Annotated in this window: 19 protein-coding genes; 9 read left to right on the forward strand and 10 right to left on the reverse strand. The window is 50.2% G+C overall.

Annotated elements, in window-relative coordinates; translation table 11 throughout:
* Nucleotides 1-3: 3 nt before the first annotated feature.
* From LZP69_RS01605 to LZP69_RS01620, 4 genes are all read right to left on the reverse strand, one after another.
* A complete protein-coding gene (locus LZP69_RS01605; protein WP_234198431.1) occupies nucleotides 4-1,296 on the reverse strand; it encodes a DEAD/DEAH box helicase in 1,293 nt (430 codons plus the stop codon).
* A gap of 189 nt (nucleotides 1,297-1,485) precedes the next feature.
* Complete coding sequence (locus tag LZP69_RS01610; protein ID WP_234198432.1) at nucleotides 1,486-3,273, reverse strand: aminopeptidase P family protein; 1,788 nt, start codon at nucleotides 3,271-3,273, stop codon at nucleotides 1,486-1,488.
* Nucleotides 3,274-3,414: 141 nt separating this feature from the next.
* Nucleotides 3,415-3,888, reverse strand: coding sequence for an FKBP-type peptidyl-prolyl cis-trans isomerase (locus LZP69_RS01615; protein ID WP_234198433.1), 474 nt, complete (start codon nucleotides 3,886-3,888; stop codon nucleotides 3,415-3,417).
* Between the two features lie 156 nt (nucleotides 3,889-4,044).
* On the reverse strand, nucleotides 4,045-4,497 hold the full coding sequence (locus LZP69_RS01620) for a DUF1294 domain-containing protein (RefSeq protein WP_234198434.1): 453 nt from the start codon (nucleotides 4,495-4,497) through the stop codon (nucleotides 4,045-4,047).
* A 175-nt stretch (nucleotides 4,498-4,672) separates the two neighbouring features.
* On the opposite strand from LZP69_RS01620, the gene LZP69_RS01625 reads away from it, so the two are divergent.
* A complete protein-coding gene (locus tag LZP69_RS01625; protein WP_234198435.1) occupies nucleotides 4,673-5,599 on the forward strand; it encodes a DUF368 domain-containing protein in 927 nt (308 codons plus the stop codon).
* Between the two features lie 92 nt (nucleotides 5,600-5,691).
* Here the strand turns inward: LZP69_RS01625 and LZP69_RS01630 are convergent, their stop codons facing one another.
* From LZP69_RS01630 to LZP69_RS01650, 5 genes are all read right to left on the reverse strand, one after another.
* Complete coding sequence (locus LZP69_RS01630; protein WP_234198436.1) at nucleotides 5,692-6,036, reverse strand: DUF3634 family protein; 345 nt, start codon at nucleotides 6,034-6,036, stop codon at nucleotides 5,692-5,694.
* 195 nt (nucleotides 6,037-6,231) lie between these two features.
* Nucleotides 6,232-6,951, reverse strand: a complete 720-nt coding sequence (locus tag LZP69_RS01635) for a TorF family putative porin (protein WP_234198437.1) — start codon at nucleotides 6,949-6,951, stop codon at nucleotides 6,232-6,234.
* Between the two features lie 118 nt (nucleotides 6,952-7,069).
* A complete protein-coding gene (locus tag LZP69_RS01640) occupies nucleotides 7,070-7,435 on the reverse strand; it encodes a cupin domain-containing protein (RefSeq protein WP_234198438.1) in 366 nt (121 codons plus the stop codon).
* Nucleotides 7,436-7,490: 55 nt separating this feature from the next.
* Complete coding sequence (locus LZP69_RS01645) at nucleotides 7,491-8,981, reverse strand: CoA-acylating methylmalonate-semialdehyde dehydrogenase (RefSeq protein ID WP_234198439.1); 1,491 nt, start codon at nucleotides 8,979-8,981, stop codon at nucleotides 7,491-7,493.
* A gap of 67 nt (nucleotides 8,982-9,048) precedes the next feature.
* Nucleotides 9,049-10,389, reverse strand: a complete 1,341-nt coding sequence (locus LZP69_RS01650) for an aspartate aminotransferase family protein (RefSeq protein WP_234198440.1) — start codon at nucleotides 10,387-10,389, stop codon at nucleotides 9,049-9,051.
* A 249-nt stretch (nucleotides 10,390-10,638) separates the two neighbouring features.
* Between LZP69_RS01650 and LZP69_RS01655 the strand changes: the two genes are divergently transcribed.
* Both LZP69_RS01655 and LZP69_RS01660 read left to right on the forward strand, forming a co-directional pair.
* On the forward strand, nucleotides 10,639-12,135 hold the full coding sequence (locus LZP69_RS01655; RefSeq protein ID WP_234198441.1) for an aldehyde dehydrogenase: 1,497 nt from the start codon (nucleotides 10,639-10,641) through the stop codon (nucleotides 12,133-12,135).
* Nucleotides 12,136-12,503: 368 nt separating this feature from the next.
* Nucleotides 12,504-13,361 (forward strand): sulfurtransferase, encoded by an 858-nt coding sequence (locus tag LZP69_RS01660; protein ID WP_234198442.1) that lies wholly within the window; start codon nucleotides 12,504-12,506, stop codon nucleotides 13,359-13,361.
* Between the two features lie 100 nt (nucleotides 13,362-13,461).
* Here LZP69_RS01660 and LZP69_RS01665 read toward each other — a convergent pair whose 3' ends face one another.
* The gene (locus tag LZP69_RS01665; protein WP_234198443.1) at nucleotides 13,462-14,769 is read right to left on the reverse strand and encodes an NAD(P)/FAD-dependent oxidoreductase; all 1,308 of its coding nucleotides are present in this window, start codon (nucleotides 14,767-14,769) and stop codon (nucleotides 13,462-13,464) included.
* A gap of 180 nt (nucleotides 14,770-14,949) precedes the next feature.
* Between LZP69_RS01665 and LZP69_RS01670 the strand changes: the two genes are divergently transcribed.
* The 6 genes from LZP69_RS01670 to potA all read left to right on the forward strand — a co-directional run bounded on the left by LZP69_RS01670 (nucleotide 14,950) and on the right by potA (nucleotide 20,887).
* Complete coding sequence (locus LZP69_RS01670; protein ID WP_234198444.1) at nucleotides 14,950-15,498, forward strand: cupin domain-containing protein; 549 nt, start codon at nucleotides 14,950-14,952, stop codon at nucleotides 15,496-15,498.
* A 437-nt stretch (nucleotides 15,499-15,935) separates the two neighbouring features.
* On the forward strand, nucleotides 15,936-16,706 hold the full coding sequence (locus tag LZP69_RS01675; RefSeq protein ID WP_234198445.1) for a gamma-glutamyl-gamma-aminobutyrate hydrolase family protein: 771 nt from the start codon (nucleotides 15,936-15,938) through the stop codon (nucleotides 16,704-16,706).
* Nucleotides 16,703-18,052: a glutamine synthetase family protein gene (locus LZP69_RS01680; RefSeq protein ID WP_234198446.1), complete on the forward strand. Its 1,350-nt coding sequence runs from the start codon at nucleotides 16,703-16,705 to the stop codon at nucleotides 18,050-18,052. The genes LZP69_RS01675 and LZP69_RS01680 overlap by 4 nt, the downstream gene beginning before the upstream one ends.
* A 118-nt stretch (nucleotides 18,053-18,170) precedes the next feature.
* The gene (locus LZP69_RS16595) at nucleotides 18,171-18,299 is read left to right on the forward strand and encodes a hypothetical protein (protein ID WP_267961953.1); all 129 of its coding nucleotides are present in this window, start codon (nucleotides 18,171-18,173) and stop codon (nucleotides 18,297-18,299) included.
* Nucleotides 18,300-18,537: 238 nt separating this feature from the next.
* Nucleotides 18,538-19,638, forward strand: coding sequence for a polyamine ABC transporter substrate-binding protein (locus LZP69_RS01685; protein ID WP_234198447.1), 1,101 nt, complete (start codon nucleotides 18,538-18,540; stop codon nucleotides 19,636-19,638).
* Between the two features lie 112 nt (nucleotides 19,639-19,750).
* Nucleotides 19,751-20,887: a polyamine ABC transporter ATP-binding protein gene (gene potA / locus LZP69_RS01690; protein ID WP_234198448.1), complete on the forward strand. Its 1,137-nt coding sequence runs from the start codon at nucleotides 19,751-19,753 to the stop codon at nucleotides 20,885-20,887.
* Nucleotides 20,888-20,892: the final 5 nt, after the last annotated feature.

Genomic DNA, 20,892 nt, shown 5'->3' on the forward strand with positions numbered 1-20,892 from the left:
GGTTTATTTCTTAATCTTGGCGTTAGCAGAGTTTTTGACTTTGACCCGGCGTGAGCCCAGGTTCTTCTCGGCGATCACCTGAGCGCCGACATTGTCGCCGCGCTGCTGTTTCTTGGCGAAGCTGCGACGTTTCTGCAACTGCTTGATCAAGAGCTCGCGGCTGCCCACTTCATAGCCTGGGATGGTAATGCGGCGAAGCTTGGTGCCGATCAGTTTCTCGATATCGGCTAAGGTACGCTCCTCTTCGCGGCTCACCAGAGATATCGCCACACCGCTGCGTCCGGCGCGGCCGGTACGGCCGATACGGTGAACATAATCTTCGGCGAGGAAGGGCAAGTCGAAGTTGACCACATATTCCAAGGATGGGATATCCAGGCCGCGGGCGGCCACTTCAGTGGCAACCAGGGCGCGGATCTTGCCTTCTTTAAATTCGCGCAGGGCGCGGCGACGATTCCCCTGCGCCTTTTCGCTGTGCACGACAGCCGAGGGAATACCATCGAGGTTCAGTTCTTTTACCAGGCTGTCGGCGGCCTCGCGGGTGGCGGTAAACACCAGTACCTGCTGCCAGTTTTTCTTGCCGATAAGTTCAGATAACAGTTCGCGCTTGCGGCGCTGCTCAACCGGGTAGACCACCTGACTGACGGTGACGGCAGTGGTGTTTTGCTTATCGACGCTGATAAGCTTGGGCTTGACCAGCATCTCATTGGCTAACTGTTTAACCGCATTAGAGAAGGTCGCAGAAAACATCAGATTCTGACGCTGACGGTTAACCGCCTGTAGTATCTTCTGAATATCTGTGATAAAGCCCATGTCGAGCATGCGATCGGCCTCATCAAGCACCAGAAAGTCAACGTTGGAGAGGCTGAGGTTACAGGCCTGAATATGCTCTAGCAGACGACCGGGTGTGGCCACTATGATATCTGTGCCTTTCTTGAGTTTTTGCGCCTGTGTGTCCATCTTCACGCCACCATAGATGGTCAGCACTGAGATGGGCAGGTAGCGACTGTATTCTTTTATGTTGTCGGCGACCTGGGCGGCTAGTTCACGGGTGGGGGCTAAAATCAAGGCGCGGGCATTGGATCTCTGGGTATCATTGGGCGTATCGACCATCTTTTGCAAGATAGGCAGAGCGAAGGCGGCGGTTTTCCCGGTACCTGTTTGAGCACTGGCCAGAACGTCTTGACCTCGACGGATCGCCGGGATCGCCTGTTGCTGGATCGGGGTCATCTTCTGATAACCACAATCGGCGATCGCACGCAGGATCTCTGGCGCAAAACTAAAAGACTCAAATTTCATTGGGATACCCTTACTTATGCCTCACGGCAGTGATCTATTTACCCTTAGCACTTAATCTAGCATTTTTAACCGGATAAGCCTAAATTGCGGCCGCGGAGTATAGCAAAAATTTATACTGACTTCATATAAAAACAGCACCTCTCGAGGTGCTGTTAAAAGGGCAAGCTTTGCTGGCTTCGCTCGAATGGCTTAGATAGCTTCGGTGGCGCGTAGCAACCAGTTTAGTGCTTCACCTTGCATCAAGGGGGCTAGAGTTTCGCGTACCTTTTGATGGTAATCATTAAACCAGGCGATCTCGCCTTGGGTTAACAGCGCTTTATCTATCAGACGTGAATCTATGGGGATCAGCGTCAGGGCGTTAAACTCATACATTTCACGCTCGCTCCCCTGAAGTGCCTCACAATGACGCACTGCGACCAGGTTTTCGATGCGGATGCCGAACGCATCGGCGCGGTAATAGCCAGGTTCGTTCGAGAGCACCATGCCGGGAAGCAGAGGCACATTATTCAGATTTTTGCCTATGCGCTGTGGCCCTTCATGGACGCTAAGGAAATGTCCGACGCCGTGGCCTGTGCCGTGATCATAATCGAAGCCATGTTGCCACAGGTATTGGCGGGCAAAGGCGTCGAGCTGTTGTCCCGTGGTGCCTTTAGGGAAGCGGGCCTGATCAAGAGCAATATGCCCCTTGAGCACTAAGGTCACCATCTTTTTCTGCTCGACAGTGACTTCTCCTATGGCCAGGGTGCGGGTCACATCTGTGGTGCCATCTAGATATTGGGCGCCCGAGTCCACCAGATAGATGCTGTTCATAGTCATCTGCGCTGGGGTGCCATTGTTGTGGTTATAGTGACACATGGCGGCGTTGGCACCGGCGGCAGAGATGGTATCGAAGCTGGGCTCTTTGTAGAGTGGGTCCTGCAGGCGGAAACTCTCCAGCTTGTCGGCCAGGACGGCCTCATCATAGAGATGACCCTGAGCGACTTCGCTGTCCAGCCAGGCGAGGAAACGGCTGACGGCAACGCCATCGCGGATATGGCAGGCTGTCATGCCCGCAAGTTCGGCACTGTTTTTCTGCGCCTTGGGCAGGGCAACTGGATCTTGACCTGCGATTAATTTGGCGCCATATTCTTTGGCCGTCAGTTGCATCCAGGCATTGCTGTTGTTGGGATCGGCCAGCAGCTTAACCCCTGACATTGAGCTAAGTACGGCTTCAAGTTCGCCCTCATCTTTAAAGGTGACGCCGCTGCCGACATGGGACTCGATCCCTTGGGGCAGTTTGTTGAGATCGGTAAAGAGCACCATATCGCCATTGGCGTAGAGCAGGGCTGTCCCTAGCACTACTGGCAGTCTTGGCACATCATTGCCGCGAATATTCAGTAGCCAGCAGAAGGAGTCGAGCGCAGAGATCAGCGCGACATCGGCACCGGCTTTCCTGATGCTGGCACCGATCTGGCTGCGTTTTTCTAAACTGCTGCGTCCGGCACTTGCCTGATCGAACAGCATAATGCTGGCCGCTGCGGCATTGGGACGGTCTTGCCAGTGAAGGTCTATGGGGTTGTCTTTGACTGATACTAAGGTTAAGCCGGCGCTTTCCAGTTCAGCCTTGGCGGCAAGATACCAGCTTAAAGGATGCAGGCGCGCATCGACACCAACGCGGGCACCGCTGGGAAGTTGCTCAATAAGCCAGGCTATCTGGGGCGTGTCTGTCAGACTCTCGTATTGATAGAGTGAGGCATCGACCTGCTGTTTTACCTGCACTGTATAGCGGCCATCGATAAAAATTGTCGCACTCTCTTTGAGCACAATCGCGGCGCCTGCCGATCCGGTAAAGTCGGTCAGCCAGCAGAGACGTTCGTTGCGCTCTGGCACATATTCCCCTAGATACTCGTCGGCTCTTGGGACAATAAAGGCATCGAGCTGGGCTGAGTTCATGGCTTGACGTATGAGCGTGAGGCGTTCCTGTGCTGAGATGGGCATAGCGGCTCCTGTTATGGCTGGCGGGTACTAAGTTATTATTGCCCGATTATCTCAGGAGTGAGCCAAGGTTGGAAGAGGTAAGAGGGGAGTCGGGGGATTCAGGGGAGCACACTGGCGAGTTTTCCCGCCAGTGTTTAAGCATTAATTATCTATATTTATCAACTCGACATCGAAGATCAACACAGAACCGGGTGGGATCACGCCGGCGCTGCGGTTGCCATAGGCCAGGCTGCTAGGAATATAGAAGCGGGTTTTCTCTCCAGTCACCATGAGCTGCAGTCCTTCGGTCCAACCTTTAATGACTCTGTTTAGGGGGAAGGCGATGGGCTGGCCGCGCTCTACCGAGCTGTCGAAGATAGTGCCGTCGATCAGTGTGCCATGGTAATGCACTGTCACAGTATCGCTCGCCTTGGGATGCACAGTGCCATCCCCTTTGGCGAGCACTTTATATTGCAGGCCAGATGCGGTTTCTATCACGCCTTCCTGGGATCTGTTGCTTGCAAGAAAAACTTCACCTTTGGCGATATTCTCCTTGGCAACTTGCTGTTTATTCATCGAGCTGTAGAAGTAAAACAGCACACTGGCGATCACCAACACTGCGATTATCATTTTCATATTCGTTTCCCTTGAGACACTAGCCTCGATTAGGTTCTAGTTTGATTTTGCTTCGATGATAACCAATCCGCTCGATGAAATATATGCTGGGTTTACTTCATTGTTAACTTGGTTGTTTGAGCCGGTTTTATCCCTATTAAGCCCCTGTTCATCCACTTAGTCCAACACTTGGCTCAGCCATGTTAGGGCTGCTTGACCTGTATCGCCATAGAGCCAAACTAGGGCGCCAAGATTGAGCAGTACCATAAGATAGAGCCCGAGGCGAAAGGCGCGTTTCTGAGATTTATGGCGTAAGTAGTGCTGTGCCAGCAGGGCGCCGGGCCAGCCGCCAAGGAGTGACAGTAGCTGCAGTGTGTTTTCCGATGTGCGCCAGTGGCCTCTTCTGGCGGCGCGTTTATCCCTATAATAGGCAAGCCAGGTGATTAAGCTGATGGCTAGGTAATAAACGGGCAGGGCAAGGGGGAAGCGTTGCTGCTGGCAGGCTAGCAACAGGCCTAAGGTTAAACCAATAATCGCGATAAGCTTGAGGCTTATGCTGATGTTAAACCAAAATTGGTGCCAGTGATGCTGTCGTGTATTTGAGGTCGAGGTGGCGCGTTTGTTCATCATTGATAGGGTAAATTAAGAGTCGTTTTACCCTGACATGGCAGTATTTCGAAAGCAAGCGGGAGCAGGTTTTTTCGGCCCAGTTTTTTTCGGCCCAAGTATAGGTATAATCAAGAATTATTTATGCTCGGTGGCCGTCAGCTGCCAGTATGCTCAATCAAGAATTTAAGGGTGCTAAGTGAACTATTTTCTGACCTATCTAAAAGGGATGGCCATGGGCGCCGCCGATGTGGTGCCTGGGGTATCTGGCGGCACAATCGCCTTTATTACCGGGATCTTGGATACGCTGCTCGACAGTATTCGCCGCATAAATCCCAAACTGCTACAGGTGATCCGCACCCAGGGAGCCAAGGCAGCCTTTATGCACATTAATGGTCCCTTTTTGATTGCTGTCTTTGGCGGCATTTTGACCAGCATCTTTACCCTGGCGAAATTAATTTCTTATCTGCTGGAGGCGCACCCTATCCCTATCTGGTCCTTCTTCTTTGGGCTGATCATCATCTCTGTGGTGCATATGCTAAAGCAGGTGAAAGGCTTTAGTGTTGGGCGTTTGCTGCTGTTCGCTATTGGCGCTGTCTTTGCCTGGGGGATCACTATGCTCAGTCCTATCGCCATCGAAGCGACCCATCTGAATGTGTTTCTCGGTGGCTGCGTGGCGATTTGTGCCATGTTACTGCCGGGGATCTCAGGCAGCTTTATTCTCTTACTGCTCGGGCTATACACCTCGGTATTACATGCGGCGAAGAGCTTTGACATCGGCCTTCTTTGCATGTTTGGGCTAGGCTGTGTGGTCGGTCTCTTGTCATTTAGTCATCTGCTGTCGGCCTTACTTCGCAAATACCATGATGCCACCATCATGTTTCTCACCGGATTGATGCTGGGAACCTTAGGCAAGATCTGGCCCTGGAAGCAGGTACTGACTTGGCGGGAGAACTCCCACGGCGAGATGGTGCCTCTGCTGGAGCAGAACCTGTCTCCCATGCAGTTTGAAGCCCTGACGGGTAACAGTGCTCAGCTGCTTATGGCGGTGATCGCTATGCTGGTGGCTATCGTGCTGGTGTGGGGCTTAGAGGTGTTTGCCGCAAAGCAATCGGTCGATGAATAAAGGTACCCTGATTGATAAAATGCCTGCTGGATAATCAAGGGATTATCGAGCAGGCTGAAGATGGTCGTGTAGGCTGCCAAGCCTGTCAGCAGTTAACCTGCCTGACGTGAATTATCGACCGATTTCTTATCGTAGTATTCGAAGGGAAACTGATTGCGGATCCGCTGTGTGATGCTGTCACCTACATTAGCTGAGACATGCAAGCGTACACTGCCCGCTTTCTCTGCCCGCACTACACAGGTCAGTTTCTCCGTTTTAGCAATCGCCTTGCATTCCCTTTGAAACTTCTCCGGGATCTTGCCCTTGTGTGAAGTTAAACGTCCCTCCTTGAACTGCATCTCAAACAGAGTGACGCCGCGTTTGCCGCTGAAGATCAACTTGTAGATAAGCACTAGACCGACAAGGATAAAACCGACTTTAAAGAGTGTCTCAGACATGGAAGTTCCTCATAAGATGTATGGTATGAAGATACTCCCGCACGTTGGAATTTCCTAGTGGGTGAGATCAAATATTGTGATTCTTGCTGTCGCATGAGGTGCATGAGGTGCATGAGGTGCATGAGGTGCATCAGGTCAGGGGCGCGCGCAATAAAAAAACCGCCCGCAGGCGGTTTTGTCGCTAAGGAATGAATATTAGAAGGCGTAAGATGCGCTAAATAATATAGTGCCTTTATTGGTAAAGGGGCCATCTTTGATCTCGTTGTCGCTGCTTAGATTAGTGTCTAACCAGGCCAGTGACAAACCTACGCCAGCTACCTCAGTCGATACGCCGACAGAGTAATCCATGTAGCTCTCACCCCAGTCGAAGTCGGCACCGTCGCCATAGCTGTAACCTACATGGGCATCTATGCTCCAGTTTTCGACGAACTCATAGGAGTAGTTAAGCTCGCTATAATGCATGTCGATATCGGCATTGGCATAGTTATTGGTATACCACTGGGCGAAGTGGAAATTCTCATAATAGAAACCAACGCTGGCTTCCAGGTAACGGCTGCTGTCGTCCTGACCTGGATAGGTGTAATAGGTTAGAGTGACATCGTATTCCACTGCGTCATCGGCGCCAAAGGCTCCGGCATAACCTGCGTACAGATCCACTTCTACGTCAGCGTCGTAGCTGTCATCGTCAACATTACTGGCCCATGCCCCAAAGAAGATGCCATTTTCCATGCTGTAATACAGATCGGCCTGAACGGCAAAATCCCCAGCTGTCTGTGAGATGCCTCGGAAGCGGTAATCGTTAGTGACGCCGATCTCCCCGGCAACTTCGGCCTGAGCCATAGGGGCGAGCAGGGCACTGGTTAATACTAATCCAACTAATTGGGCGATCCTTCTAGTATTCAAATTTTTATTCACTGTGGTTTCTCCATTTCACTTTGTTGACATCAGTATTTTTGTGCTTCCTAAAAATACTTGATTAAGCCAAACACCAGCCGAAGTGCTGAGACGACATGGCGATTTTTTACTTACTCAGTTACTTCTGCTCGAAAACGACATAGACTTTTTTACAGGTGTCTATCACTTTCCAAATGCCGCTAAAACCTGCGGGGATGACGAAACGATCCCCTTGGCCAACGCTAATGCTGTTGCCAGTTTTATCCGTTATCTCGCAGCGGCCCGCTAAGATTTCGCAATACTCATGTTCGCTGTAATTGACTCTCCAGCTGCCAATATCTCCCTGCCAAATGCCGGCATGAAACTGTCCGCAGGGGCTGGAGTAATGGTTTTTCACCTGCTGCTTAGGATCCCCTGAGATCCATTTTTCTCTGGCCACTTCATAGTGTTCAGTTTGGGTAAGCCGCTGGCTGAAATTGATGATATCATCCACGCTGATTATCATATTAAATCCTTGACTATTATATAGTTTTATCTAATTCGCTCTGTTTTTACCTGACTCATTTCATGGTTGGCATTACAAATTCAGCCTGAGCTGATTTAGCCTTGGGCCAGCGGGCCGTGATGGCCTTGCGTTTAGTGTAAAAACGTACGCCGTCTGGACCATGCATGTGCAGAGGGCCAAACAGAGAACGCTTCCAGCCACCAAAACTGTGAAACGCCATAGGCACAGGGATAGGCACATTGACACCGACCATGCCGACCTGAACATTGTGACAGAAATGCCTTGCCGCTTCGCCGCTCTGGGTAAAGATGGCTGTGCCGTTGCCAAACTCATGGTCGTTGATCAGTTGCAATGCCTGGGCATAATCTTTAACCCGCACAATAGAGAGCACAGGGCCAAAGATCTCCTCCTTGTAGATGGTCATCTCTGGGGTGACATGATCAAACAGGCAGCCGCCGAGGAAGAATCCCTGCTGATGATCGCGAACGCTCAGCTGGCGGCCATCGGCCACTAAGGTGGCACCTTCTGCGATCCCGATATCGACATAGCTGCGTACTTTCTCCAGATGTTGTCTGGAGATCAAAGGGCCCATATCCATCTCGCCTTCGAGCCCGTTACCGACACGCAACGTCTGGATCTGTGGCAGGAGTTTTTCCAGCAAAGGTTCGGCCACATCACCCACAGCCAGCACCACAGAGATAGCCATGCAGCGCTCTCCCGCCGAGCCATAGGCGGCGCCCATCAGCGCACTGACGGCCTGATCCAGATCCGCATCTGGCATCAGAAGCATGTGATTCTTCGCGCCCCCTAAGGCCTGAACCCGCTTGCCATGTTTGGAAGCTGTCTCGTAAATGTATTGGGCAATCGGTGTCGAGCCGACAAAACTGACCGCCTGAATATCTTTATGAGTCAGCAGGGTATCTACGGCTTCCTTGTCGCCATTGACGACGTTAAACACACCATCGGGCAGACCAGCCTGGCTGAGTAACTCGGCGATGCGCATCACGGAGGAGGGATCTTTCTCCGAAGGTTTCATGATAAAGGTGTTGCCCGCGGCAATGGCGATGGGAAACATCCACATAGGCACCATGACAGGAAAGTTGAATGGGGCAATCCCGGCAACGACACCCAGTGATTGGTTTAGCGTCCAGGCATCAACCCCGCCGCCCACTTGCTCTGTGTGTTCGCCTTTTAACAGATGGGGAATGCCGCAGGCAAACTCGACAACTTCTAAGCCTCGTATAATTTCGCCTTTGGCATCATCAAGCACCTTGCCATGTTCGCGGGTGATCATGGCGGCGAGCTCATCCATATTGGCTTCGACCAGGGCTTTGAACTTAAACAGGATGCGGGCGCGATTGAGCGGCGTCACTTCCGACCAGGACTCATGGGCCTGCTTGGCAATGGCGATGGCTTGGGTCACCTCATCCTGGCTTGCCAGGGAGACATCGGCATTATGTTCACCTGTGGCGGGTTCAAACACAGCTCCGACCCGTACGCTCGCTTGTGTGTGTCGTCCATTGATATAGTGGTTTATCTGTTGCATACCAGCTAGGTTCCTACAAACTATTGATGTTAATGGTGATGTCAGCGGATGATCTCAGCGGATTATGTTAGCCAACCGCTAAGATGGCGTCGCTGAGGGTATTGATCATCTGATCTATCTGCGCCTTCTCGACAATCAGTGGTGGCGACAGGGCTATTGTGTCTGCTGTGGCTCTGACCAGAATGCCGTTTTTGAAACAGGTCTCGAAGATGGCAAAACCGCGTTTACCTATTCCCTGCTCATTGGATGAGAATTGAATACCGGCCACCAGACCCGTGTTGCGTATATCGATAAGATGAGGCAAGCCCTTAAGGCTGTGCACCGCCTGTTCAAAATAGCCTTCCAGGGCGATGCTGCGATCAAACAGCTGCTCCTCTTGATAGATATCTAAGGTGGCTAGGGCAGCTGCGGCTGCGACAGGATGACCCGAATAGGTGTAGCCGTGATAGAGTTCAATCGCGCCTTCCGGGGCATCCATGCTGGTATCATAGATGGCGTCATCGATCAATACTGCCCCCATAGGAATGGCGCCGTTGTTGATCGCTTTGGCCGTGGTGATCATATCTGGTTTGACTCCCCAGCGCTGGCTGGCAAAGGCGTCTCCGACCCGGCCAAAACCTGTGATCACCTCATCGAAGATAAGCAATATGCCATGTTTCTGGGTGATCTCTCTAAGCTGCTTTAAGTATCCCTGAGGCGGTAATATCACGCCGGCAGAGCCAGACATGGGCTCAACGATAACAGCGGCAATATTTTCGCTGCCATGGAGCGCAATCAGCTGTTCGAGCACCTTGGCTTTATCCGCGCCATGGGTCGGCAAACCTTTGCAGAAAGCGTTGTTTTCTATATCTAAGGTATGGGGCAGATGATCGACGCCTTGTAGCAGTTGCTGGCTGAAGCTGCGGCGGTTACCGCCAATGCCACCGACTGAGATGCCGCCGAAACCGACGCCGTGATAACCCAGTTCCCGGCCAATAAAACGGGTGCGAGTCGCTTCGCCCCGGGCCCTATGGTAGTTGAGGGCGATTTTCAGTGCAGTGTCGACCGATTCTGAGCCTGAATTAGTGAAGAAGACCTTATTGATCCCCTCTGGTGCAATAGCGGCTAAACGCTCGGCCAGCTCAAATGCCAATGGGTGTCCCATCTGAAACGAGGGCGCATAGTCCATCTCATGGATCTGTTTACTGACCGCTTCGGAGATAGCCTTGCGGCCATGACCTGCGTTGCAGCACCATAGGCCGGCAGTCCCATCGAGTACGGTTCGACCACTGACATCCTTGTAATACATACCTTCTGCCTGAGCTAATAATCTTGGGCTCTGCTTAAACTGACGATTAGCGGTAAATGGCATCCAGTAATGTTCTAATGACCCAAGATCTGCTTGTCCAGCCGGTGTTAACTCATCCATATTATCTACCTTGATTCGATCTGTTACTGTTTATTCTAAGTGGTCGATATTCGCTATGCTATGTCAGAAATAATGAACATGAAAGTAATTTGTTCATTATTTATGGCAAAAAATGAAGATTTTGTAAAAAATATTGAAATTTAATCATTAAAGGGCGTAATCTAGGACAGGATTTGCAGCCTGCCAAGCTCAGCTGAGCCGAACTTGGCGCTGCATAAATAAGGATTATCACCCGCTAAGAGGTTAGAGATGAGCACTCCCCAAAGTCGTGAACAGTGGCAGCAGATGGCCGATGGCCTGGCTATTAATGGACAAGCCTTTATCAATGGCGAATATTGCGCCGCCCAGTCTGGCGAGACGTTCGATTGTATTAGTCCAATAGATGGTCGCTTATTAGCCCAAGTCGCCAGCTGTGACCTGGCCGATGCTAACTTAGCCGTCGCCAATGCCAGGGCGGTGTTTGAAGCGGGTGACTGGTCGAAAATGGCGCCGGTCAAGCGTAAGCAGGTGATGATACGTTTCGCCGATCTGCTCGAAGCCCATAAGGATGAATTGGCGCTGTTAGAAACCCTGGACATGGGTAAGCCAATAGGCGATGCCCTGAGTGTGGATCTGGCGGGGGCAGCGCGGGCAATCCGCTGGTCCGGTGAGGCCGTGGATAAGATTTACGATGAAATCGCTCCGACTGCCCATGATGAAATCGGCATGATCACCCGTGAAGCCGTAGGTGTCGTCGCCGCCATTGTGCCTTGGAATTTCCCTCTGCTGATGGCCTGCTGGAAATTGGGCCCAGCCCTCGCCACAGGTAACAGTGTGGTACTTAAACCCTCGGAGAAATCGCCGCTGACTGCCATTCGTATTGCGGCGCTGGCGATCGAGGCCGGGCTGCCTAAAGGGGTACTCAATGTGCTACCTGGTTTTGGTCATACCGTGGGCAAGGCACTTGGGCTGCACATGGATGTGGATACTCTGGTCTTTACCGGTTCCACCAAAATCGCCAAACAGCTGATGATCTATGCGGGTGAGTCGAACATGAAGCGGGTCTGGTTGGAGGCGGGCGGTAAGAGCCCCCATATCGTCTTTAATGATGCGCCAGATTTAAAGCAGGTTGCCAAGGCGGCGGCTTCGGCGATCGCCTATAACCAGGGCGAGGTATGCACGGCGGGTTCGCGCCTGCTGGTGGAAGCAAGCATTAAGGATGAGCTTATTGAGTTGATTGTTAAGGAGATGCAGCAATGGCAGCCTGGGCATCCGCTGGATCCAAATACCAATTGTGGCGCCGTGGTGGATAAGCAGCAGCTGGATAATGTGCTGCACTACATTCGCAGCGGTCTCGATGAGGGCGCCTGTCTCGTCTGTGGTGGTCAGCAGGTGCTGGCTGACAGCGGCGGCGTCTATGTTCAGCCGACCATCTTTAGCGATGTGAGCAATCAGATGACCATAGCCAGAGAGGAGATCTTTGGCCCTGTGCTCTCAGTGATCACTTTCGATGGCATGGATGAGGCGATTGCCATAGGTAACGATACCATCTATGGTCTGGCCGCCGGTGTATGGACTGCGGATATTAGTAAGGCCCATAAGACGGCCAGGGCACTGCGCAGCGGTATGGTTTGGATTAACCATTATGACGGCGGCGATATGACGGCACCTTTTGGGGGGTATAAGCAGTCGGGCAATGGCCGGGATAAATCCCTGCATGCCTTTGAGAAATACACAGAGATCAAGGCGACCTGGATCGCTTTATAAGGGGATCGCTTTATACCTCTTGGTTTCACAATGACAACGCCCGTTAGCCTAAGGTTAACGGGCGTTTTCTTTGGCAATTTTTGCGAGCGATAACAGAAATTTGATCCTTTACCTTGATGGAAAAGGAATTTTTACTTGTCCTCTATAAGACTCTTCGTATATGTTGCCAATGGATGAAAATTCATCTTTACTCATTTTGGGGCCGATGGTTAGTGATCGGTGTGAGTCGAATCGATGAATTTATAATTATAATTAAGTCAATCATTTGTCTTGTTTAGTAGCGGCACAATGGCTTTTAAAAAAGGATCTATTGTGTCAGCGGGTATCAGTTTTGACTGTTGATTGGTGAATACCAGTTTGGAGTGACTATGGAATATCCTTTAGTAAGTACGGCGTGGCTAGAAGCTAACCTGTTCGATAATAACCTGATCCTGTTTGATGCCAGCATGGAGCAGGTGTTAGGTAAAGAGCCGATTGTTTATTCGCAGTTTGTTGCCATTCCTCGAGCGCAAAAACTGGATATTGAGAAAGTATTTTGCGATCTCACTTCATCGCTTTCCCATACTATGCCAACGGCTGAGCAGTTTAATCAGGCGATAGCCGAGCTGGGTGTCAACAGTGACAGCACAGTAGTGATTTATGATAACCAGGGGATCTACTCTTCCCCCCGCGCCTGGTGGATGTTTAAGACTATGGGGTTCGAACGGGTATTTGTGCTGGACGGCGGTTTACCCCAATGGCTGGCCGAAGAGCGAATGACTGTCGACAGTTATCATCCTAATGAGACGGAGGCGCCGGGGGATTTTTGTGCCGAGGAGCAGCCTGGCTTAGTCTGTAATCTTCACCATGTGCTGACCCGATTTGATGCCGAAAATGTGCTGGTGTTAGACGCCAGAGGCGAGGCACGATTCAATGGTAACTCCAGTGAGCCAAGGGCCAATGTTCGCAGCGGTCATATACCCGGTGCCATCAATATTCCCTTCGTGCAGGTGCTCGATGGTCATAAGCTAAAAGAGGTCGAGGCCCTGCGTGAGCTGTTTGGTCCTCTCGATGAACCTGTCTGTGAGCGTATCTTTAGTTGTGGCTCAGGGATCACCGCCTGTATTCTGATCCTAGCCGCTGTGGCGGCCGGCTACGATAATACAGTGCTGTATGATGGCTCCTGGGCCGAGTGGGGCAGTAATCCTCAGATGCCAGTCAGTACGGCGCAAAATACGGATTCTTAGTAAAACTTAAGATGAATCATTGATAGAAAGGAGTCGCAGGCATTACCTGCGACTCCTTTTTTATCCAGCTTAGTATGTAGAAACGCTATATCAATTAGGATTAAAACAGATCTTTAAACCTGTGGTACAACATGCCCATCGCCAGCATAGGCGAGCGAAGTGTGGGGCCGCCGGGGAAAGTCATGTGTTGCACCTTGTCGAAAATATCGAATCGCTCAGCCTGGGCGGTTAAGGCTTCGCTGATCAACTTGGCCGCCATATGGGTGGCGTTAACGCCGTGGCCGGCATAGGCCTGGGCATAGAAGATGTTAGGACAATCTTTGAGCCTGCCTATCTGGGGCAGGCGGTTGGCGCCTATCCCTATCATGCCGCCCCATTCATAATCTATTTTAACCCCTTTAAGCTGAGGGAAAACCTTCTCAAGATTGGGTCTTAGGGCCTGGGTGATATCCTTGGGATCTTTGCCTGAATAGGTGCACAGGCCACCAAACAGCAGGCGGTTGTCCTGTGATAGGTGGAAGTAGTCGAGCGCGATACGCATATCGGCAAAGGCCATGTTCTGTGGAATGATCTCATCGCATATCTGTTGACTTAAAGGCTCGGTGGCGAGCAGATAACTGCCTGCGGGTAGAACCTTGCCGCCAAGGTAACCGTCGAGCTTATGGCCTATGTAGGCGTTGCCAGCCATCACCAGATATTGGCAGTCCACTTCGCCATGCTCAGTGAACACTTTTGGGCGATCGCCCTTGATTATCTTAATGGCAGAGCTGCGTTCAAACACTTGTACCCCAAGGTCGAGTGCGGCTTTGGCTTCGCCCAGAACCAGATTGAGGGGATGTAAGTGACCGCTGTTGCTATCGACTAAAGCGCCCTGATACATCTGGGAGCCAATCACTTGGGTTAATTGGCTTCGCTCTAATAGGGTAAAGCTATTGCCTCGGCCCTCTTGGCACAGGCTTTGATACTCGGCTTCAAGCTCCTGCATATGGCGGGGTTTAGTGGCCAGATCGCAATAGCCCATCTGTAAATTACAATCGATCTGGTATTTTGCGATGCGCTGTCTGACTATCTCTACCGCCTCGAACCCCATCTCGTGGATGGCCTGAACCCCTTGAGTGCCAATCACATTTTCAAACTGTTCGATATTATGACCTATGCCGCGGATCAGCTCGCCCCCGTTGCGTCCCGATGCGCCCCAGCCTATGCGTTTGGCCTCTAACAGTGCGACGCTAAAGCCCTGCTGTGCCAGCTCTATGGCACAGTTAACCCCGCTAAAACCACCGCCGACGATACAGATATCGACTCTGATTTTCTCTGTCAGCTGTGGTTGAAGGGGGAGATGGTTAGCTGTTGCGTAGTAGAAAGAGTTTGGATAGTTGTCACTGTGAACTGGGGTTTGATTGGACATCTATGTCTCCAAATCGGGGCTTGTTATTGTTATTCGACTAAGGCAACTGGAGTCAGTATACTTTTGGCCTGAAAGTTGGTTATACTTCACACTTGTGAATTATATTTAACATGCTTTTTTGTTTGAGACAAACTAGTATGGAAATTATTTCATCTATAATCGGTTAGATAGGAGATCTTTTTGGATATCGGCGCAAATCTCAAAGCTGTTCGTAAAATGAAAGGCTTATCACAACGAGAGTTGGCCAAAAGAGCTGGCGTGACTAACAGCACTATCTCTATGATTGAGAAGAATAGTGTCAGCCCTTCGGTGAGTTCATTAAAGAAAGTGTTATCGGGTTTACCTATGTCGCTGGTGGACTTTTTTTCGATTGAAGAAAGCCTGCCTACCGAGCATAAAATCGTCTATCGCGCCGGTGAACTGCTGGATATTGGTGACGGTAACCTGGACTATAAATTGATCGGCCGTGACTATCCTAACCGTGCTATGTCTGTGATGAGCGAAGTCTACCCGCCTGGGTCGGATACGGGTGAAGAGATGCTGCAGCATGAGGGTGAAGAGGCGGCCATGGTGATCGAGGGGAAAATAGAGATCACAGTCGGTGATGAGGTGTTTATCCTGGCCGAGGGGGACAGTTACTACTTTAACAGCGAGCTGCCTCACCGTTTTCGAAATCCCTTCGATGTGCCTTGTCGTATGGTCAGTGCCACGACTCCGGCTAATTTCTGATTTTATTCATATTTATCATACCTATACTCGCCAGACTCAAGGTCTGGTGAGGCAGCTGCCTAGCTGCTATCTCTATTCACACGATTTGTGGTGGATTTAAGGTGTTCGCTTTCCTATTACACTTTTATCTCGAGTGTAAATAATTTTATTCAAAATAGATTTTTCAGCCACAGATAAACGCCGAGAAGCGCCTCGGGTTTACTTCACAATTATTTTTAAAATGTGAGATTGTTTCGTTGTGGCTAAGAATTGCATTCCTGCCTATCTATCTTGTTTTTATTGCATTTTATAAAGGTTGCTGGCTTGTGGGTTATTTTGTTGATGAGCAACTATTGCTTAGTGATATTTTTCAGTGTAGTGTGTGAAAAAATGAACATTCGGTTAACGATTGCTCAACATTAAGAGTGCGAAAATAATCAACATTTCATAGGTGAGTTATGTCCGAGGAAGGACTCGCTGTAATAGGCGTCACAGCGTGTAATCAACAACTAGGCCTGCATCCATTTAATATCGTCGGTGAAAAATATCTGCTGAGCATAGTCGAAGCCATGAAGGGCTGGCCCTTAATGATCCCTGCGCTGGGCGACTGTCCCGCAGACACAGTTTTGTCTTGCTTAGATGGCATCATGTTTACCGGCTCACCTTCTAATATAGAACCGCATCATTACGATGGCCCGCCCAGTGACGCAGGGACTCACCATGACCCTAAGCGGGATGCAACCACCTTACCTCTGCTTAAGGCTGCCATTGATGCTGGGGTACCTGTGCTTGCTATTTGCCGCGGCTTTCAAGAGATGAACGTTGTCTATGGTGGCAGCCTGCATCAGAAGCTACATGAAGTGGGTCAATATATTGAACACAGGGAAGACCCCACTACACCTCTGGATGTCCAATATGGGCTGGCCCATGAGATTCAGCTTGATTCAGAAGGCTTGCTTTATCAGGCCTGGGGTAAAAAGTTTGCTGAGGTGAATTCGGTACATACCCAAGGTGTGGACAGGTTAGGGGCTGGCTTGCGTCCTGAGGCCTATGCGCCGGACGGGTTGGTTGAAGCCTTTTCGGTGAAAGAGGCTAAGAGTTTTGCCCTGGGCGTTCAGTTCCACCCCGAGTGGAAGGTGCTGGATAACCCCTTTTATCGAACCATTTTTAGCGAATTTAATAAAGCGTGTCAGCAGAGAGCAGCCTTAAGAGCGAGACAATCAAAATGAAGAAGTTAGTCAGTTATTTAAAAGAGAATAAGATCACTGAGGTTGAATGTGTGATCAGCGATATGACAGGTATTGCTCGGGGCAAGATTGCTCCTGTCGATAAGTTTATGGACGAGAAAGGGATGCGTCTGCCCGAGAGTGTGCTGTTGCAAACCGTGACCGGCGATTATGTGGATGGCGATGTTTATGATTCGCTGCTCGATGAAGCGGATATCGACTTTGTCTGTGTGCCCGATGAGGATGCGGTATATATGTTGCCTTGGTGTATCGAAGCCACGGCACAGGTGATTCATGACACCTACGACAAGATGGGCAACCCTATTGAGTTATCGCCCCGTAACGTGCTGAAAAAAGTGTTGAAGCTTTATGAAGACAAGGGCTGGAAGCCTGTCATTGCACCTGAAATGGAGTTTTATCTGACTAAGCCTAACGAAGATCCTGACATTCCTCTTAGTCCGCCTGTGGGACGCAGTGGTCGGCGCGAATCGGGACGTCAGTCTTTCTCTATCGATGCGGCTAACGAGTACGATCCTCTGTTTGAAGATATGTATGACTGGTGTGAGGTGCAGGGATTAGATATCGATACCCTTATCCATGAGGAAGGCACGGCCCAGATGGAGATTAACTTCAGCCATGGTGATGCGCTGTCGCTTGCCGATCAGGTCTTTGTCTTTAAGCGCACCTTGCGTGAGGCGGCGCTGAAACACAATGTCTGTGCCACCTTTATGGCCAAGCCCGTGACCGATGAGCCTGGCAGTGCGATGCATATCCACCAGAGTGTTGTCGATGTCAAAACGGGTAAGAATATCTTTACCAATGAAGATGGCACCAAGAGCGCGAGGTTTTTAAGTTATATCGGTGGTCTGCAGAAGTATATTCCTGAGATGCTGCCGCTGATGGCGCCCAATGTGAACTCCTTCAGACGTTTTCTGCCGGGGACCTCGGCGCCGGTCAATTTAGAGTGGGGCGATGAAAACCGTACCTGTGGTCTGCGAATTCCTGAGTCATCTCCGCAAAATCGCCGTATCGAAAACCGTATTGCCGGTGCGGATGCCAATGGTTATCTGGCAATCGCGGCGACCCTGTTATGTGGTTATATGGGCATGGTTGAAGATGTGAAACCATCGACCCCAGTACATGGCCGGGCAAATGAGAACCGTGATGGCATCAGCCTGCCGCTCACCTTAGAGGAAGCACTGGCAGTGATGTCAGACAGTTCGGCGGTACGTGAGTATTTAGGTGAAATATTTACCAATGGTTATATTGCCGTCAAGCAGGCAGATTTGGAGAATTATCGCCGGGTGATTAGCTCCTGGGAGCGGGAGTTCCTGCTCTTGACCGTGTGATGCGTTAAGGGACTAAGCTGCTTAAGTCGGCAGATAAACTCAGTTAAGCCCTCTTTTGCCCCGAAACAGTGCTAATGATGACTAAAACGGGGCAAGACGGGCTGAAATTGATAACAAGATGAGTGATTTCAAGGTGAAAAAAGTATTAGAAATGACTAACTACTTCCTTGGTATTGCAGTTAAAATCCGCCCGATTGGCATCATCAATCTAGAAAAAATCGCCATAAATAGTAATTATGGCCTTTAAGGTGCAAGAAGCACAAAGATGATGCCTGAAACTTATCATTATGGATGAGTTTGGGTGCAAGGGGATTCAATTGCCTTACTCTAAAAGAGAGGGTAGCTTGGATAGTAAAAAGTAAAGCACAAGCCGATGCGTTTTTACTTGCTGTAGCATTGGAAAATTATAACAACGAAGGCCGTGGTAGCGGTAATGCGGTGACAGTAAATAGTAGAGATTACTGGCTAGCTAAAAAGGAGAGAGCATGAAGCTTTTAAAGAAAATGACTACAGTTGCTTTGGTAACAACAGGACTGTTTGCCAGTTCAGTAACCAGCGCTGAAGAAGTCGTACATGTTTATAACTGGTCTGATTATATCGCTGAAGATACCCTGGCTAACTTCCAGAAAGAAACAGGGATTCGGGTGATTTATGATGTGTTTGATAGTAACGAAGTAGTAGAAGCTAAGTTGTTATCGGGCCGTTCTGGTTACGATATTGTCGTGCCTTCGAATAACTTTCTTGCTAAGCAGATTAAGGCAGGGGCATTTCAAAAATTAGACCGTAATTTGCTCACTAACTATGCCAACCTAAATCCTAAGTTAATGAAGCAGCTTGAAGCGGCCGATCCCGGTAACCAGTATGCGGTGCCTTACCTTTGGGGAACAACTGGCATCGGTTACAACATAGAGAAAGTTAAAGAAGTGCTGGGTGAAGATGCACCGGTAAACTCGCTGGAGCTGTTGTTTAATCCTAAATACGCAGAGAAAGTAAGTAAGTGCGGCATGTCTATGCTCGACTCGGCCGATGAAATGCTGCCTATGGCACTGGTTTATTTAGGGCTTAATCCAAACTCAACCAGCAGCGATGACTATGCTAAGGCCGGTGAAGTCCTGATGAAGGTGCGTCCCTATATTACCTACTTCCATTCATCACGTTATATCACTGACTTAGCCAATGGTGATATCTGTGTGGCCTTCGGTTATTCAGGTGACGTATTCCAGGCTGCGGCCCGTGCCGATGAAGCGGAAAATGGTCAGCATATCGCTTATAGCATCCCTAAAGAGGGCGCTAATCTGTGGTTCGATATGCTCGCTATTCCCGCCGATGCGAAAAACGTCAAGAATGCGCATACCTTCATGAATTACCTGCTGCGTCCAGATGTGATCGCGCCTATCACTAACTATGTGGCCTACGCGAACCCTAATGTGCCGGCGCAGGAGTTTGTTGATAAGGAGATCTTAGAGGATCCGGCTATCTATCCAACGCCTGAAGTGCTATCGCGTCTGTATGTGGCCGATGTGCGTCCAATGAAGGCGCAGCGTGCAATGACCCGAGTGTGGACTAAAGTAAAATCTGGCATGTAATGCTACCGCAATAAGGGCAAGTTCGCTTGCCCTTTTTTATCCATCTTTAACAAGTAAAAAATGCAGTAAGTGCCTGCACGTATTTTTTGTGGACATTTTATAGAGAGGCTATATGGCTAACAATTCTGGCGTCACAAATAAACCGACTACAAAGACGCAAGGAGACGTGTTGCTGAAGATAGAGAGAGTCAGCAAGCTATTTGATGATGTTCGCGCCGTGGATGATGTGTCATTAAACATTAATCGTGGCGAAATTTTTGCGCTGCTGGGTGGCTCTGGCTCAGGCAAGTCGACTCTATTGCGTATGTTGGCCGGGTTTGAAAAACCATCCGAGGGGCGCATCTTTCTCGATGGGATCGATATTACCGATCTGCCACCCTATGAACGCCCCATCAATATGATGTTCCAGTCCTATGCCCTTTTTCCCCATATGACGGTGGCACAGAATATCGCCTTTGGCCTGAAACAGGACAAGCTGCCCAAGGAAGAGATAGAGCAACGTGTGAAAGAGATGCTTAAGCTGGTTCACATGGAAGCCTATGCGAAACGTAAGCCCAATCAACTTTCTGGTGGTCAGCGTCAACGTGTGGCGCTGGCACGTTCCTTGGCTAAACGGCCTAAATTACTCCTTCTCGATGAACCCATGGGCGCATTGGACAAGAAGCTGCGTACCCAGATGCAGCTGGAAGTGGTCGATATTTTAGAATCGGTCGGCGTTACCTGCGTGATGGTCACCCACGATCAGGAAGAGGCGATGACTATGGCTGAGCGCATCGCGATCATGAGCGATGGCTGGATAGTACAAACCGGCACTCCAATGGATATCTACGAGAGTCCGGTCAGCCGCATGGTGGCGGAATTTATCGGCTCGGTAAATATGTTCGATGCCGATATTCTCGAAGATGAGGTGGACCACTTAGTGCTTCAATCTCGCTCCTTGCCCCAACGTTTTTATGTGGGCTACGGGGTGTCGACCAGTATTGACAGTACCCAGGTCTGGCTGGCGGTGCGTCCGGAGAAAACCCATATCAGCCGTGAGCAGCCAGAGAGTGAATACAACTGGTGTCAAGGTAAGGTGGAAGATATCGCCTATCTTGGGGGGATCTCCGTCTACTATGTACGCTTGAGCAATAATCAGTTGGTGCAATCTATGGTGACCAACAGTGATCGCCGCTCGGATTCCCCCACCTGGGAAGAGAATGTATATGTGAGCTGGGAAGCCGAAAGTGGTGTGGTACTAAGATCATGAGTGAG

Origin of the sequence: Shewanella sp. AS1, assembly GCF_021412565.1 — a bacterium.
Classification (GTDB): Bacteria; Pseudomonadota; Gammaproteobacteria; order Enterobacterales; family Shewanellaceae; genus Shewanella.